15 protein-coding genes and 1 riboswitch are annotated in these 14,988 nt (G+C 64.3%); of the genes, 8 read left to right on the top strand and 7 right to left on the bottom strand.

Annotation, left to right across the window (positions count from 1 at the left end):
* Positions 1-5: 5 nt before the first annotated feature.
* The 6 genes from AB0L63_RS04980 (at position 6) to AB0L63_RS04955 (ending at position 4,147) form a co-directional block, all read left to right on the top strand.
* Positions 6-275: a WhiB family transcriptional regulator gene (locus AB0L63_RS04980; protein WP_364494745.1), complete on the top strand. Its 270-nt coding sequence runs from the start codon at positions 6-8 to the stop codon at positions 273-275.
* Between the two features lie 156 nt (positions 276-431).
* Entirely contained in the window at positions 432-2,024 is a 1,593-nt protein-coding gene (locus AB0L63_RS04975; protein WP_364494743.1) for a VWA domain-containing protein, read from the top strand.
* A 10-nt stretch (positions 2,025-2,034) separates the two neighbouring features.
* Positions 2,035-2,196, top strand: coding sequence for a hypothetical protein (locus tag AB0L63_RS04970; RefSeq protein ID WP_364494740.1), 162 nt, complete (start codon positions 2,035-2,037; stop codon positions 2,194-2,196).
* A 92-nt stretch (positions 2,197-2,288) separates the two neighbouring features.
* Positions 2,289-2,933, top strand: coding sequence for a hypothetical protein (locus tag AB0L63_RS04965; protein WP_364494737.1), 645 nt, complete (start codon positions 2,289-2,291; stop codon positions 2,931-2,933).
* 387 nt (positions 2,934-3,320) lie between these two features.
* On the top strand, positions 3,321-3,671 hold the full coding sequence (locus AB0L63_RS04960) for a metalloregulator ArsR/SmtB family transcription factor (protein ID WP_364494734.1): 351 nt from the start codon (positions 3,321-3,323) through the stop codon (positions 3,669-3,671).
* Positions 3,668-4,147, top strand: a complete 480-nt coding sequence (locus tag AB0L63_RS04955) for an SRPBCC family protein (RefSeq protein WP_364494732.1) — start codon at positions 3,668-3,670, stop codon at positions 4,145-4,147. Before AB0L63_RS04960 ends, AB0L63_RS04955 begins: the two co-directional genes overlap by 4 nt.
* Positions 4,148-4,203: 56 nt before the next feature.
* On the opposite strand, the gene gcvP is transcribed toward AB0L63_RS04955, so the two are convergent.
* The 7 genes from gcvP to AB0L63_RS04920 all read right to left on the bottom strand — a co-directional run bounded on the left by gcvP (position 4,204) and on the right by AB0L63_RS04920 (position 11,463).
* The gene (gene gcvP, locus AB0L63_RS04950; RefSeq protein ID WP_364494729.1) at positions 4,204-7,023 is read right to left on the bottom strand and encodes an aminomethyl-transferring glycine dehydrogenase; all 2,820 of its coding nucleotides are present in this window, start codon (positions 7,021-7,023) and stop codon (positions 4,204-4,206) included.
* Between the two features lie 188 nt (positions 7,024-7,211).
* A riboswitch (glycine riboswitch) is annotated at positions 7,212-7,311 on the bottom strand.
* Positions 7,312-7,441: 130 nt separating this feature from the next.
* Positions 7,442-8,041: a MerR family transcriptional regulator gene (locus tag AB0L63_RS04945; protein WP_364494726.1), complete on the bottom strand. Its 600-nt coding sequence runs from the start codon at positions 8,039-8,041 to the stop codon at positions 7,442-7,444.
* 194 nt (positions 8,042-8,235) lie between these two features.
* Positions 8,236-8,709, bottom strand: a complete 474-nt coding sequence (locus tag AB0L63_RS04940) for a bifunctional nuclease family protein (RefSeq protein WP_364494724.1) — start codon at positions 8,707-8,709, stop codon at positions 8,236-8,238.
* Between the two features lie 165 nt (positions 8,710-8,874).
* Positions 8,875-9,711 (bottom strand): MerR family transcriptional regulator, encoded by an 837-nt coding sequence (locus AB0L63_RS04935; protein WP_364494721.1) that lies wholly within the window; start codon positions 9,709-9,711, stop codon positions 8,875-8,877.
* Between the two features lie 73 nt (positions 9,712-9,784).
* The gene (locus AB0L63_RS04930) at positions 9,785-10,270 is read right to left on the bottom strand and encodes an FHA domain-containing protein (RefSeq protein ID WP_364494719.1); all 486 of its coding nucleotides are present in this window, start codon (positions 10,268-10,270) and stop codon (positions 9,785-9,787) included.
* Positions 10,271-10,439: 169 nt separating this feature from the next.
* On the bottom strand, positions 10,440-10,838 hold the full coding sequence (gcvH, locus tag AB0L63_RS04925; protein WP_364494716.1) for a glycine cleavage system protein GcvH: 399 nt from the start codon (positions 10,836-10,838) through the stop codon (positions 10,440-10,442).
* A 40-nt stretch (positions 10,839-10,878) separates the two neighbouring features.
* Complete coding sequence (locus tag AB0L63_RS04920) at positions 10,879-11,463, bottom strand: CDP-alcohol phosphatidyltransferase family protein (protein WP_364495644.1); 585 nt, start codon at positions 11,461-11,463, stop codon at positions 10,879-10,881.
* A gap of 251 nt (positions 11,464-11,714) precedes the next feature.
* Here AB0L63_RS04920 and AB0L63_RS04915 point away from each other — a divergent pair, with 251 nt between their 5' ends.
* Together AB0L63_RS04915 and AB0L63_RS04910 are read left to right on the top strand one after the other, a co-directional pair.
* On the top strand, positions 11,715-13,409 hold the full coding sequence (locus tag AB0L63_RS04915; RefSeq protein WP_364494713.1) for a GMC family oxidoreductase: 1,695 nt from the start codon (positions 11,715-11,717) through the stop codon (positions 13,407-13,409).
* A 136-nt stretch (positions 13,410-13,545) separates the two neighbouring features.
* Positions 13,546-14,922: a DUF2252 domain-containing protein gene (locus AB0L63_RS04910; RefSeq protein ID WP_364495641.1), complete on the top strand. Its 1,377-nt coding sequence runs from the start codon at positions 13,546-13,548 to the stop codon at positions 14,920-14,922.
* Positions 14,923-14,988 lie beyond the last annotated feature (66 nt).

The following is a 14,988-nucleotide window of genomic DNA, read 5'->3' as shown; positions in this document are numbered from 1 at the left end:
TCGAAATGACCGTCGAATTGGAGACCAGCACACTTGTCGATCTGACCGACCTGCTCCCGCTCTCGGATTCCCGAGAGTGGCATCGGGCGGCCTGTCGCGGCGATCCGAACCACGAAGCCTGGTTCCCGTACCCGTCGCAGGACTTCGAGTACGCGCGCGGAGTCTGCGCCGGCTGCCCGATCCGCGATGCCTGCGGTGAATTCGCCGCACGCACCGGACAGTCCGGGGTTTGGGGCGGCCACGAGTTCGACCGCGGACGGATGATCCGTTTCTAGCCGGACGTTCGCGTCACGCCGTGCCGGTGCGCCGCACCGGACACACTGGCACGGCAAATCTCGCGTGACCATACACTGAGCATCGTGGGCACACATCGCAGCGGAACCAGGTCCCGAGGCGTCAGCAAAGGTCCGGTTATCGCAGTGGTTGCCGTCTTGCTGCTAGTCGCGGCGGTCTTCGCGTATTTTCAACTCAGTGATCGCGCCGCGAACCGGGACAAGTCGGCCGCGGCGGAATGTAAGGAAGGACCGTCGACGCTGTTCGTGACGGTCGATCCGGATATCGCCGATCCGGTGCGGGCCGCGGCGGAGCGCTACAACGCGGCCAATCCGAAGGTGCGCGATCATTGCGCGAAAGTAGTGGTGACGGCTCAACCGTCGGCCGCGATCGTCGCAGGGTTCACTGCGGGCACACCATGGAACGGTGCGCTCGGTCCGCAACCGGGGCTGTGGATCGCCGATTCGATGAGATCCATCGAATCCATGCGGGTGCCCGGGCTGATCGAGGGCACACCCGCGCCGGTCGCGATGAGTCCGATCGTGGTCGCCGTGCCCGAGGATCTGCGGAGCGCACTCGAGCAGGCCAAGATCACCTGGGCGGATCTGCCACGGCTGCAACAGGGGTCACTGGATGAGCTCGGGCTGTCCGGGTGGGGTGGGTTGCGGATGGCACTACCGGCGGGGGACTCGACGCTGGCGGCGGCGGCCGCGGTCGGCTCCGCGGTATCGGGGACCGATCCGCTCACCGACGAGGTCGCACGGTCCGGTCAGGTTGTCGCCGCTATCTCCGGGCTCGCCGCAAAGGCGCCGCAGGCAGCGGACACCACGGCCGCACTGGCCGCGATCGGTGCGGCGAATTCCCCCATTCATGCGGTTGTGGCTACCGAGCAGCAACTGAAATCCCTTGGTGGTACGTCGGCATTCCGACCCGCGGGAACCGCCCCGGTCGCCGACCATCCCGCCGCGTTGATGTCCGGAGCATGGGTGGACAAGACCCAGAATCTTATCGCATCGCTGTTCGCCGACTATTTGCGCGCACCCCAGCAGTCCGCGGCCTTCACCACCGCCGGATTCGCCGCCGCACCAGCCACCGCCGCACCAGCGTCGTCCCGGACCGCGCAGGACAAGGTACATGCCACGCTCGCCAATCCCGTTCTCGGCGTGCAGGCCACGGCCATACTCGACGTATCGTCCTCGATGGGCAATAGCGACGGATCCGCCACCCGGCTCTCGAATGTCCTCGGCGCGATTCGCTCGACGATGAATGTGATGCCGCCGGACTTCGGACTCGGCGTATGGACGTTCGGCAAGAACCTCGACGGGACAACGCCGTACAAGATACAAGCACCCACCGCACCACTGAGTAATCAGCAGCGCACCGCGTTGGATACGGCGCTAGAGGCGGTGCAGCCCACCGAATCTCGCACCGACCAGGCCTATCCGTCGCTGACCGCCGCCTACCGGTCAGCTGTTCGCGGATACACCGCGGGGCTCACCAATTCGGTTCTGCTCATTACCGACGGCCCGGATGACGACTCCACTATCACTGGAGCGAAGCTGTTGACCGAGCTGGCCTCCGCCGCCGATCCGGCCCATCCGGTTCGCATCGATGTGATCGTTATCGGCGGCAATGACACCGAGACCCTCCAAACCGCCGCTCAGCGAACCGGAGGGACGTACACGCACCTGCCGACCTCGGATGACGTCAGCTTCGGGACCGCGGTGATGCATGCTTTGACAACGCCGTGAGAATTCGCCGATGCTGCGCGGCAGCACCGAATTTGTCGTATCGGATTCACCGACCACGCACGAACCGGTGACCACGATGGACGCGTGCCTAGCGGCGCACGCGCCATGGCATTGCGCGCAGCAGGTCTCAGTTGCGGCAAAAACCTTGGCCAACACGATGATTCGAGCCTGAGCCGGACCGGATCGAGAAAATTGGCAGCCCGATTGACGCGTAGCGTGCCGATCGCGGGACAGCACACCACCCCGCAGTGCGATGATTTGCGGGTGACTTCCTGGCTTCCGCTCCTGAGCTCGCTGATCGTCGCCGTCGCAGCAGTCCTCGGCGTCGTGATCAATAACCGCACCAACCGTGCTGCGATCACCGCCGCCGACGCGCGCAACCAGACCACACTCGACGCCGCGCAGAGAAATATCGAAGCGGCCAATGCCGCAACCGAACGCCGCGAACAGGACAAATGGCGCCGCGATTCGATCCTGACCGCAGTCTCCTCGATCTTGGAGTCTGCCGCCGACGTGCGTCAGGATCTGTGGGACACCCTCGACCTGAAGGCCGAAAGCGTCGAGGAAGTGGACAGTTTCGGCAAACAGGTCCTCGAAAGCATCTCCGCTCTCAACGGTTTCATCACCCGACTCCGCGTCCTGGCCAACCCCAAAATCCCTAGTCGCTGCGAAGATCTCGTGCGCACCCTCACCGCCGCACAGAGCATCACCGTACAGCGCCTCAAGGTAGAACTCGACGAAGAGGCCACCATGGACGACGTCAACGCCATCCGCACCCTCTGGCACAAGGCCATCTCCAATACCGTCGAAGAAGAACGCGCCGTCGTCAACGCAACCCGCTCCGAACTCGGTATCGAAGCCATCAGCACCCTCCCCCAACTCACCCCCGAACCCATGGACCCGGCCTGACTCATTCGGCCTGATTCCGAGGACACAACCGACGCCGCCCCGGACCGGGACGGCGGCCTTCGAGTCCCCTCAGCACGGCTACGACCGCGATAGTCGCGGTAATGCCTGCGTCGGGGAGTTGCCCGGTACGCAGCGCGATCTCGCGCCACCCTTGTAGCGCCCGCCGACACCTGACTGTTGACCAGAGTCGGCCGCTTCGACCGCCCGAACTCGCGTTGCGCATCGTTGCGGACACGGCGACAGTCGTCACGACGCCTTCTTCGTCATGCCCAACAGCGATTTCATCGCCTGGAGCACCGACCGTACACGTCGGATACGCCTGACCAATCAGCATTCAGTGTGCGCGACCATAGACAACCATATTCCGTAAGTCTAGACTTACGGTTTGTGAGGGCTTACCGAGAGGCAGCGTTGGATGCCTTGGGGGATCCGACGCGGCGGGCGATCTTTGAGCGGCTGAGGGAAGGGCCGTGTGCGGTTGGGGAGCTGGCCAAGGAGTTGCCGGTGAGTCGGCCTGCGGTTTCGCAGCATTTGAAGGTACTCAAGACGGCGGGGCTGGTTACCGATGAGGCGGTGGGCACCAAGCGGGTGTATCGGCTGAATCCGCAGGGGATCGATGGACTTCGGGTGTACTTCACACAGTTCTGGTCGACGGCGATGTCGGCCTTTCAAGACGAGGTGAACCAGCAGGTCGTAACCAAGCGGGCGGCGGACACCTCCGAACAGGAGAAGTCATGACACAGCAGTTGAGCGAGAAGGAAGTTCGGGTCGAATTCGTCGTAGACGCACCGATCGATAGGGCGTACGACGTATTCACCAACGGGATCGACAGCTGGTGGCCACGTGGGCATCACATCGGCAAAGGCGAACTCGCACAGGAGGTTATCGAACCGCGCGAAGGCGGGCGCTGCTTCGGCAGGGAAGCGGATGGCACCGAATGTCCTTGGGGCACCGTACTGGTCTGGGATCCGCCGCGGCATTTCGCGTTCTCCTGGGAGATCGGCCTGGACTGGCAGCACGAGACCGATCCGGAGCGCGCCAGCCGCGTCGATGTCATTTTCGAACCCGTCACGGCCGACCGCACGGCCGTCACCCTGGTGCATTCGGACTTCGAAAAGCACGGCGAAGGTTGGGAATCCATGCGCGACAGCGTGCGGAGCGAGGACGGCTGGCCAGATCTGGCCAATGCCTACGCCAAAGCGGCTGCCGCATAGTGAAGATGGCTACCGAGCCGCACCTGCAACGGGGTCGAGGTGCGGCTCGGTAGCCGTCAGTACGCGTCCAGCGGCGGGCAGGAGCACACGAGGTTGCGGTCACCGTAGGCGCCGTCGATGCGCCGCACCGCGGGCCACACCTTGCCCCGCGTCGGATCCAGCCCCTGCGGATACACCGCGACCTCCCGGCTGTACGGGTGGTCCCACTCCCCGACCAGGCAGGCCGCGGTATGCGGCGCACCACGCAGCGGGTTGTCTTCCACCGGCCACACACCCGCGGCGACCTGATCGATCTCACCCCGAATCGCCGTCATGGCAAGAATGAATTCGTCCAGCTCGGCCAGGTTTTCGCTCTCGGTGGGCTCCACCATCAACGTGCCCGCCACCGGGAAGCTCATGGTCGGCGCGTGGAATCCATAGTCCGCCAACCGCTTTGCCACATCGTCGACGGTCACACCGGTCCGCTTGGTGGTCTCGCGCAAATCCAGGATGCACTCGTGCGCGACCATCGAATTCTCACCGGTATACAGCACCGGAAAGTGCTCGTTCAACCGGCGCGCGATGTAATTGGCCGAGGCAATCGCGGTCAACGTAGCCTTACGCAGACCATCCGCACCCATCATCCGAATGTAAGCCCAGGTGATCGGCAGGATCGACGCCGAACCGTACTTTGCCGCCGACACCGCGTGCGAGCCCTGCTCCAGCGGGTCACCGGGCAGATACGGCGCCAGATGCGAGCGCACCGCCACCGGACCAACGCCCGGACCGCCACCGCCGTGCGGAATGCAGAAAGTCTTGTGCAGGTTCAAATGGCTCACATCGCCACCGAATCGTCCCGGACGGGCAAGGCCCACAAGTGCGTTCAGATTCGCACCGTCGACGTACACCTGGCCACCCGCATCGTGCACCAGCGCGCACAACTCGGCGACTTCGTGCTCGTACACACCGTGCGTCGACGGGTAGGTGATCATGATGCAGGCCAACCGGTCGGCGTGGTCGGCGATCTTGGCGCGCAGATCATCCAGGTCCACATCGCCGTTCTCCCGGCATTTCACGACCTCAACGCGTAGTCCGGCCATGGTGGCCGAGGCCGCATTGGTGCCGTGTGCACTGGACGGAATGAGGCACCTATCCCGGTGTGTATCACCACGATCCAGGTGGTAACGCCGAATGGCCAACAGACCCGCGTACTCACCTTGACTGCCCGCATTCGGCTGCAGGCTCACCTGGTCGTACCCGGTGATGGCCGCGAGCCAGCTCTCGAGATCGGTGATCACCCGCAGCAGACCGGGCGCATCCTCGACGGGGGCGTATGGATGTACCCGTGCGAAACCGGGCCAGGTGATGGCCTCCATTTCGGCGGTGGCATTGAGCTTCATGGTGCAAGAGCCGAGCGGAATCATGCTGCGGTCCAATGCGATGTCCTTATCGGAAAGCCTGCGTAGATAGCGCAGCATCGCGGTTTCGGTGTGGTAGCTGGTGAAGGCCGGATGGGTAAGGAATTCCGACGTGCGGGTCTCGATCGAACCGCCGGGCACGCTCGGCACACCCGCCGGATCGGTGACACCCGACGGCAGTCCGGTGCTGAAGGATTCGAGCACCGCGGTGACATGCGCTTCGGTGGTGGCCTCGTCACAGGCGATGCCGACGTGATCGGCATCCACCAACCGCAGGTTGATCCCGCTCGACTTCGCCTTCGCGACAACGGATTCCGCGCTGCCGGGTACGCGCACCAGCAGCGTGTCGAAGAAAATCCCGTGCACCACAACACCATCGAGCCCGGCCGCGATGGCGGCGGCGCGGGCATGAACGCGGCGGGCGATCGCACGCAGCCCGTCGGCACCGTGGTAACTCGCGTACATCGCGGCCACGATGGCGAGCAGCACCTGGGCGGTACAGATATTCGAGGTCGCCTTTTCCCGGCGAATGTGCTGCTCACGGGTCTGCAATGCGAGCCGGTAGCCTTTGTTGCCGTCGGCGTCCACGGAGACACCGACCAACCGACCGGGCAGCTGCCGCGCGTGCTTGGTGTGCACCGACAGATATCCGGCATGCGGACCGCCGAATCCCATCGGCACCCCGAAACGCTGTGTGGTGCCGAAACATACATCAGCGCCCTGTTCCCCCGGCGGCGTAATCAACGTCAGCGCAAGCAGATCCGCGCCGACCGCCACCAATGCACCACGCTCGTGCGCAGCCTCGATCACCGGCCGCCAGTCCACGATCCGGCCCGACGCACCCGGAACCTGAACCAGCACACCGAAGAACTCACCCTCGGGCAACTCGCCACTGGACAGATCCGCCGAGACGATCTCGATGCCCAGCGGCTCGGCCCGGGTGTACAGCACGGTCTTGGTCTGCGGGAACAGATCGTCGTCGATGAGCAGACGTGCGGACTTGGACTTGCCCGCACGGCGCAGCAGTGTCATCGCCTCGGCGGCGGCGGTGGCCTCATCCAGCATGGAAGCATTGGCCACCTCCATCCCGGTCAGATCCGACACCATGGTCTGGAAGTTGAGCAGCGCTTCGAGCCGCCCCTGACTGATCTCGGGTTGATACGGCGTGTAGGCGGTGTACCAGGCCGGATTCTCCAGCAGGCTGCGAACCAGCACCGGTGGGGTCAGTGTGTCGTAGTAGCCGAGCCCGATCATCGAGGTGGCGACGGTATTGGAGTGCGCGAGCTCGGCGAGTTCGGTGAGCACCTCGTGCTCGGTGGCCGCGGGCGGCAATACCTCCAGGCCAGAGCCGTCCAGAATGGACGCGGGTAGTGCCGCGGTGGCGAGCTCGTCCAGCGAGCCGACGCCTACGACGTCCAGGATCCGGGCGAGTTCGTCCCGGTCGGGTCCGATATGGCGGTCGGCGAATGATCGAGTCACTGCAGCTCCAAGGTCGGGCGGGGTCGACCAACAGCGGCCGACGAGTATCAGCCCTCCCCCTCTGTCGTGGAGCCTGAGAGATTCGGACGCCGCGACACTCCTGCCTCGAATGGACAGGGCCCGGGCCCCTTTCCCCATGGGCGGGCGATCGCCGCGTTGTGCGCCGGTCACCACTTTCCAGAGACGTCGAAGCCCGTACGGTCCTTTTGCCTGAGAGATTGACGGGGAGGTGCTGCTCCTTCGGCGCCCGAACTCTTGTGAAGTCCGGAACTCTCCCGCACGGCGGCGACGCATCGCTAGTTTATGCCGCGCGCGCAACGATTGACGCCACCGGACCATGGACAGGCGTGTAGCGCTCATCACTGCGGTACATACGACAAGTGCCCGCCGCGGTAGCGACGGGCACTCGATACGATCTCTAGCCGGTCTTCCGGTTCATCCGAGCCTTACGCCGGAAGGACAGTTCATCCTCCGGACGTTCGCTCGCACTGCCGCTCACCGCCCGCTCCGCCGGGAAGTTGGCGATGGCCCCGGTCAGTTCCCGCATGGCGCCGCTGACCGCGATTCCGAAGACGCCCTGCCCACCCTGCAGTAAATCGACTACCTCCTCGGGCGAGGTGCATTCGTACACCGAGGTGCCATCGGAGAACAGCGTGATACCCGCCAGATCCTGTACGCCGCAGCTGCGCAGATGATCGACCGCAATGCGGATGTTCTGCAGCGAGATGCCCGCGTCCAACAGTCGTTTCACGATCTTCAGGACCAGAATGTCCTTGAACGAATACAGCCGCTGGCTGCCCGACCCCGCGGCACCTCGGATGGAGGGCACGACAAGTCCGGTCCGCGCCCAGTAGTCGAGCTGCCGATAGGTGATCCCGGCCACCTGGCATGCGCTGGGCACACGATAGCCGACCAAATCGTCGGGTACCGAATCATCCGGGAACAGGCCTGGCTGTACCACATCCTGCGATTGATCTGCCACTGACCACTCCCTTGCTTCGCCGACGCCTTGCCTCATCGATGACCCGGCTCCGTAACGACCAACGACCGGCCATAACGGACGTGGCCCAATTGTCGAGATTACTCCCTCTGATTGTCCCGGGAGCCGCATCATCCGACCAAACGCGACGCGCGGTAAGAGTCTCCACCTCTACTTTAGGGCCAGGAAAAGGTGGGTACACCGGACCGACGACACCGGTCCGCCCGGTCGGCTCAGCTATCGGTGGCTTTGAAGTCGTCCGGGGAGACCGACTCCAGGAACTCCTTGAACTTCTCCACCTCGTCCTCGCGCTCGTCCGGCATGACCAGCCCGGCCTCCTCGAGCACCGACTCCTCGGCATGGATCGGGCAACCGACCCGCAAGGCGATCGCTACCGAATCCGAAGGCCGTGCCGAGATCCGCAGGTCGTTCTCGAAGACCAGATCCGCGTAGAAGGTGCCCTCCTGCAGATCCACGATCCGCACTTCCTTGAGGGTGTGCCCGAGGTCGGCGATCAAGATCTTGATCAGATCGTGAGTCAGCGGACGGATCGGAGTCACCCCCTCTTGTTCGAGCACGATCGCGGTCGCCTCGGCCTGCCCGATCCAGATCGGCAGATACCTGTCTCCGGACACCTCGCGGAGCAACAGCACGGGCTGGTTCTGTGGCTGCTCGACACGAATGCCGATTACGCGCATCTCACTCATCGCACTGCCTCCCAATGACTCGCCGGCCGCCCGGCATGACCGCTGCAGAGCTCGCCGTACCACGAGTCTAAGCGAACCTCGAGGCGTGCAGTATTCCCTGTGCACAGCCGAAACCGGCGTGTTGTCCGTCTGGAACGCAAAGCGAACCGATGCACTCGCCGTAACTCAGGCGCCGAGCGAGGACCGGACCGACGCTTTCACCAAGCAGGTATGCAGTGTCAACGACAATGCCGCCAACTCGCGCACCGTCTCCTCGGCACGGGCCCGCGCACCGGCATCGCGGCTCTTCGCGATCGGGGCGGCGATCTGCGCCACCAGTGCGGCCTCACGATCGGCGGCCAACTTGAACGCACGCAAATGCCGTGCCTCCAAGCCGAATTCGGCCATCGCCTTCGCGGTCTTGGCCAGCGTCACCGCATCCTCGTCGAAGAAACCGGCGGCGCCCGAAGTGATCAGATTGGCCCGGATCAGATCGGCGAGGAACGTCTCGTCGATCTCGGCCTGCGTGAGCAGATCCGCGCGGGTGAGCCGGGTTTCGTGATCGAATCGCAGCTCGTCGGGCGAGATTTCACCGGGTACGACGCCAAGTCTGCGCGGCGCCGCGGTCCGCCCGGCATGGTTCGCCGCGGGTGTTGCGGTGGGCTCGGAGTCGGGCATGGCGTGTCCGGGCTCCAGCGCACCGTTACGGCCGGAATGCGCCCGGGCGCGGGCTTCCCGCACACCGAGCGTCGCCGCACCGCTGTCGATCGCTTCGAGCTGCTCCTTGATCACCTTCAAGGGCAGGTACTGATCACGTTGTGCGGTCAGCACGAATCTGAGCCGTTCGCAGTCCGCGATCGAGAACCTGCGATAACCCGACGGCGTGCGTTCGGGTCGGATCAGCCCCTCGGCCTCGAGGAAACGGATCTTCGAGATGGTGATATCCGGAAAGTCCGGTCGCAGCAGGTCCAGCACGGAGCCGATCGACATGCCTCCGCGAGCCCACTGCGCCGCGCCCGTCATAGCACCGAGTCTTTCATGACACAGCGTTCTTCCCTGTCAACGCCACCGACACGCGAAATCCGTGCCGCTGATGTCACAGGCTGCCCGCACCCGCCGACGGTTCGTTCACCTGAGCCCGCGGTCCGGTGAGGAAGACCAGGCGGAACTTGCCGATCTGAACCTCGTCACCGTTCTGCAACTCCGAGGAGTCCACCGGCTCCCGATTGACGTAGGTGCCGTTGAGGCTGCCCACATCCACCACCTGGAAGGAATCGTCGTCCTGCCGGAATTCGGCATGCCGACGGCTGACGGTGACGTCGTCGAGAAAGATGTCACTGTCGGGATGGCGGCCCGCCGACGTGGTCGGCTGATCGAGCAGGAACCGCGAGCCCGCATTCGGGCCTCGCTTCACGACCAAGAGGGCGGCACCAACCGGCAGACCCTCGACCCCTTGGACCGGCTGTTCGCCGGTCACCTCAGCGGAGCGCGACGCCTCGACCTCGTTCAGGAAATCCGCGCGGAAGACCGACGTCGTCTCGGCCGCGGTCTCCCCGTAACCCGGGTCTTTGTTCTCGCTCACCGTTTCTCTCCTCCTCGAACCTGATTATCCATGCAAGCAGGTGCTGCTTTCACCGCCACGACCTGGGATCCTGACGCTAGAACACCGGCTGCCAAGCACCGGCATATCTATTGGCTTTGACCGTACCCTGCCGGGGCGTACCCGTGCAGGTAGAACTGGGAAGGCTGGGTCAGCCCCCGATAACTCCTTGATAACCCGCGGCATCCAATAGTTCACCGAGCGCGGCATCCACGCTCGTCTCGTCGCTCAATTCGAGCTCGAAGATCCATCCCTCCCCGTAGGGATCGGTGTTCAGCGTTTCCGGTGCCGAGTCCAGAACATCGTTCACCGCAACGACTTTCGCGGCCAGTGGGGCGTATATATCGGACACACTCTTGGTCGATTCCACCTCGGCGATGCTGTCCGCTGCGGCCACCTCCTTATCGACCTCGGGCAACTGCACGAACACAACGTCACCGAGTTGAGACTGGGCGTAATCGGTGATGCCGACCCGAACCCGGGTCGGGCCGATTCGCTGCACCCATTCGTGTTCTTCGGTGTAGCGCAGATCCTCGGGGGTCTGGGTCACAGGCCGTCCTTTCGTCGTCTACTCGACGCAACTCTAATCGCTACTCGCTGCGGTGTGACACAGCCGGTATCGCTCGCGCGACGGTGAAAGCCTTCCAGATGTAGAGCACGCCGGTCCACACATACACCGCCGTGCCCCAGACCAGGAATGCCCCACCGAAGGCGCGGCCGAAACCTGCCAGCGCCCAATCCATCTGACCGGCCAGCAACCACGGCAGCGCCGACATCAAACCGAAGGTGGCGGCTTTACCCAGGTAGATGACCTCGGGCGGATCCAGTTCACGACGTTTGTACACCGAAAGACTCAAGGCCAGGATGGCGTCGCGACCGATCAGGATCACCGCGACCCACCAGGGCAGCAACCCCCGGATCACGAATGCCGCCAGGGTGGTCACCAGGTACAGCCGATCCACGAACGGGTCGAGCAGTGCACCCAAGCGCGACGACTGATCCAGCAGCCGGGCCAGCTTGCCGTCCAGGAAGTCGGTCACCCCGCTGAGCACCAGCAACGTGAATGCCCATCCGTCGGCCCGCACGACCAGCAGCAACCACACAAAGAGCGGGACGCCGACCAGTCGCAGCACACTCAAAACATTCGGGACGGTGAAGATGCGGTCGGCGAAGATGCCGCCCGCGGCCGGATCGCCCGCATTGCCCGGGTTGTCCGCGCCGGAGCCGGCCTGCTCGCCAGGTTCCGTTTTCCCCGATTCGGTTGTCACAGCCCGTGCATACCGCACCGACCCCGCTGCACGCCATCCGGGCACGCCGGCGACGCCTCCGATACCTGCCTGTTGTGTGATACACCGCATCTACTCGGATGACAGAATGAGTGTGAAGTCATCTCACATGGTTGTCGCACGGTTCAGAGAGGGAAACCATGCCAGCATTCGACTACGACGTGGTAGTGATCGGGTCTGGATTCGGCGGCAGCGTCAGTGCGCTGCGCTTGACCGAGAAGGGCTACCGGGTCGGCGTGCTCGAGGCCGGACGGCGCTGGCCCGCCGAGGACATTCCGAAGACGAATTGGAATGTGCGCAAATCGATCTGGGCTCCGCGGCTGGGTTTGACCGGACCGCAGCGGATCAGTGTGCTCGGTAAATGCGCGGTCTTCTCCGGCGCGGGCGTCGGCGGTGGTTCGCTCATCTACGGCAATACCCTCTACGAGCCGCTGCTGAACTTCTACACCGATAAGCAGTGGGCCCATATCACCGATTGGAAGGCCGAACTGGCGCCGTATTACGACCAGGCGCAGCGCATGCTCGGCGTGGCCCCGAATCCGCGGATAACGCCCGCCGACGAGGTGATCAAGGCGATCGCCGACGATCTCGGCGTCGGCGATACCTTTCACCCCACCAACGTGGGTGTCTTCTTCAATGAGGCCGATCCGGGCACCGAGGTCGAGGATCCGTACTTCGGCGGCGCGGGTCCGCACCGCCGCGGCTGTGTGCACTGCGCGCAGTGTTTCACCGGCTGCCCGAATAATGCCAAGAACACCACCACCACGAATTACCTTTATTTGGCCGAAAAGGCCGGAGCCGAGGTACATCCACTGACCACCGCGACCGCGGTTCGGCCGCTGTCCGGCGGCGGATACGCGGTCGAGACCGAGCGTTCCGAGCGCTGGATCCGCAAGCAGCGCAAGACTTTTACCGCCGAACAGGTGGTATTCGCCGGCGCGGCGCTCGGCACGCAGAAATTGCTGCACAAAATGCGCGATGAGGCGATGCTGCCGAATCTGTCGCCGCGCCTCGGCGAACTGACCCGCAGCAATTCCGAGGCGATCCTCAATGTGGTGAGTCGCTCGCGTCGCGATTTCGCCGAGGGCATCGCGATCACCTCCTCGATCCATCCGGAGGCCGATACCCACATCGAGGTCTGCCATTACGGTAAGGGACAGAATGCGCTGTTCCCGATGTCGGTGCCGATCGTGGACGGCGGGGCATTCCGATTCCTACGCTTCCTGCTGGCAATCGTGTTGCACCCGTTGGTATTCCTGCGCAGCCTCAATGCTCGCCATGCCTCGGAGAAATCGGTGATCCTGCTGGTGATGCAGTCATTGGACAATTCGCTGACCTCTTACCGCAAGCGCGGACAGTTGAAGACCAAACAGGGCACCGGCGAACCGAATCCGACCTGGATTCCGTTGGCGCACGATATCGGCAGGCGGTTCGGCGCCAAGGTGAACGGCGATACCCACGGTCTGATCATGGATGTGCTGAATATCCCGGCCACCGCGCATTACATCGGCGGTTGTGTGATCGGCGAGGGTCCGGAGGCCGGTGTGGTCGACCCGTATCAGCGGGTATTCGGACATCCTGGGCTGCATGTCGCGGACGGTTCGGCTGTTACCGCGAACCTCGGCGTCAATCCGTCGCTGACGATCACCGCCCAGGCCGAGCGCGCAATGGCCTTCTGGCCCAATAAGGACGAAGCCGATCCGCGCCCGGAACTGGGTTCGGCGTATCGCCGGATCTCCCCCGTCGCCCCCAAGCATCCGACGGTGCCGGCCTCCGCCCCGGGTGCGCTGCGCCTGCCGATCACACCGGTCGATCCCATCGTGCCCGCGACCTGACCGGGCCCGGGTGCGTCAGGAGTCCCGATGCCTACCTCGCTCGACGTCCGAGCGATGGCGCGGCCATCGACTGAGCCGAGTCGTCGCAGCGCATGCGCCGCAGGCGCGACAAATGAACACAGCGTAGGATAGCGCCATCGATCTTCGCTCGTATGTTTCTACCGAGGATGTCCGCAGCCGCGGCCGGGCGCTGCGCCAGCGGGTTCCGGTCAGCGCCCGGGATCGAGCGGCCATCTGGTCCGAGCGACCAGATCTGCTCGATTTCGTGGCGGCGAGCAATGCCGGTCGGTTGCCGCATCTGGTACCGCTGCGGGTGGGGCATATGCTCGCCTCGCCGTTCGCCTTCTATCGTGGTGCGGCCGGGCTGATGGCCGCCGATCTCGCGGGCAGTCCGGACACCGGCGTGCCCGCGCAGATCTGCGGTGACGCGCACGCCGCGAATTTCGGTCTGTACGGCACACCACGCGGCGAAATCCTCATGGACATCAATGATTTCGACGAAACGATTCGCGGCCCGTGGGAGTGGGATCTGGAACGGCTCGCGGCCAGTCTGGTGCTGGCGGGCCGCGAAGGCGGTGCGGGCGAAGACGATTGCCTGCGGGCCGCGCGGGATGCGGCCCGCGCCTATCGCCTCGCCATCGATCGTCTCGCCGAGCAACCGTTCATGGAATCGTGGAGCGTGCTGCCAGACGAGTCGATCATCAGCAAGGCCAGGGCCGATGATTTGCTCGACGACTTCAAGAAGGCCGCGAAGAAGGCGCGCAAGAACACCAGCGCCAAAGTGCTCAAGAAGTGGACCGAACATCTCGCAGATCACGAAACCGGGATCACCAAGCGCCGATTCATCAGTGACCCACCGATTCTCACGCCGGTCGATGCCAAGGTCGCCGAGGAGATCATCGACGGGTTGGAGCGCTACGGCGATACCCTGCGCGAGTCCCGGCGCAATCTGCTGGCCCGATTCGCGGTGTCCGACACCGCGTTCCGCATTGTCGGCACCGGAAGCGTGGGACTGCACAGCTATGTGGCTCTGCTGCACGGCAATGCGGGTGAGGCGCTGGTACTGCAACTGAAACAGGCCACCCCGTCGGCCCTGGCTCCGTACCTGCCCGCGCCGCCGCCCGCGCATGAGGGTGAGCGAATCGTGCAGGGCGCCAGGCTGGTTCAGTCGGAGACCGATATTCTGCTCGGCTGGACCACACTGCGCCTGGAGACCGGCGAACTGCCGTTCACGGTGCGTCAGTTCCGCAATATGAAGGGCAGTATCGATCCGGCGGAGCTGTCCTCGGACGATCTCGACGATTACGGCAGACTGGCCGGTGCGCTGCTGGCCCGCGCGCATTCGCGTTCGCTCGATCCACGCCTGCTCGCTGGATATTTCGATGGTGACGAGGCGTTCGAGGATGCCGTTGCGCGGTTCGCGGTCCGCTATGCCGATCGGACCGAGGCCGACCACGCCGAATTGGTCGATGCAGTGCGGGCTGGAAAGATCGCCGCAGAACAACCAGGGTGACACACCGCGTCTGGTCGCAGGCGCGGCGAACCGGGCGATGTTGTCCGTATCCTTGCCACCATCGAG

This window comes from Nocardia sp. NPDC051990, assembly GCF_040680755.1.
Taxonomy (GTDB): Bacteria; Actinomycetota; Actinomycetes; order Mycobacteriales; family Mycobacteriaceae; genus Nocardia.
This window is presented reverse-complemented; position numbering and strand designations above follow the sequence as displayed.

Bases quoted from the DNA above. Each gene is read 5' to 3' on its own strand.
- AB0L63_RS04980 (WP_364494745.1), top strand. From the start codon at position 6: ATGACCGTCGAATTGGAGACCAGCACACTTGTCGATCTGACCGACCTG.
- AB0L63_RS04970 (WP_364494740.1), top strand. From the start codon at position 2,035: ATGCTGCGCGGCAGCACCGAATTTGTCGTATCGGATTCACCGACCACG.
- AB0L63_RS04955 (WP_364494732.1), top strand. From the start codon at position 3,668: ATGACACAGCAGTTGAGCGAGAAGGAAGTTCGGGTCGAATTCGTCGTA.
- AB0L63_RS04945 (WP_364494726.1), bottom strand. From the start codon at position 8,041: ATGAGGCAAGGCGTCGGCGAAGCAAGGGAGTGGTCAGTGGCAGATCAA.
- AB0L63_RS04940 (WP_364494724.1), bottom strand. From the start codon at position 8,709: ATGAGTGAGATGCGCGTAATCGGCATTCGTGTCGAGCAGCCACAGAAC.
- AB0L63_RS04935 (WP_364494721.1), bottom strand. From the start codon at position 9,711: ATGACGGGCGCGGCGCAGTGGGCTCGCGGAGGCATGTCGATCGGCTCC.
- AB0L63_RS04915 (WP_364494713.1), top strand. From the start codon at position 11,715: ATGCCAGCATTCGACTACGACGTGGTAGTGATCGGGTCTGGATTCGGC.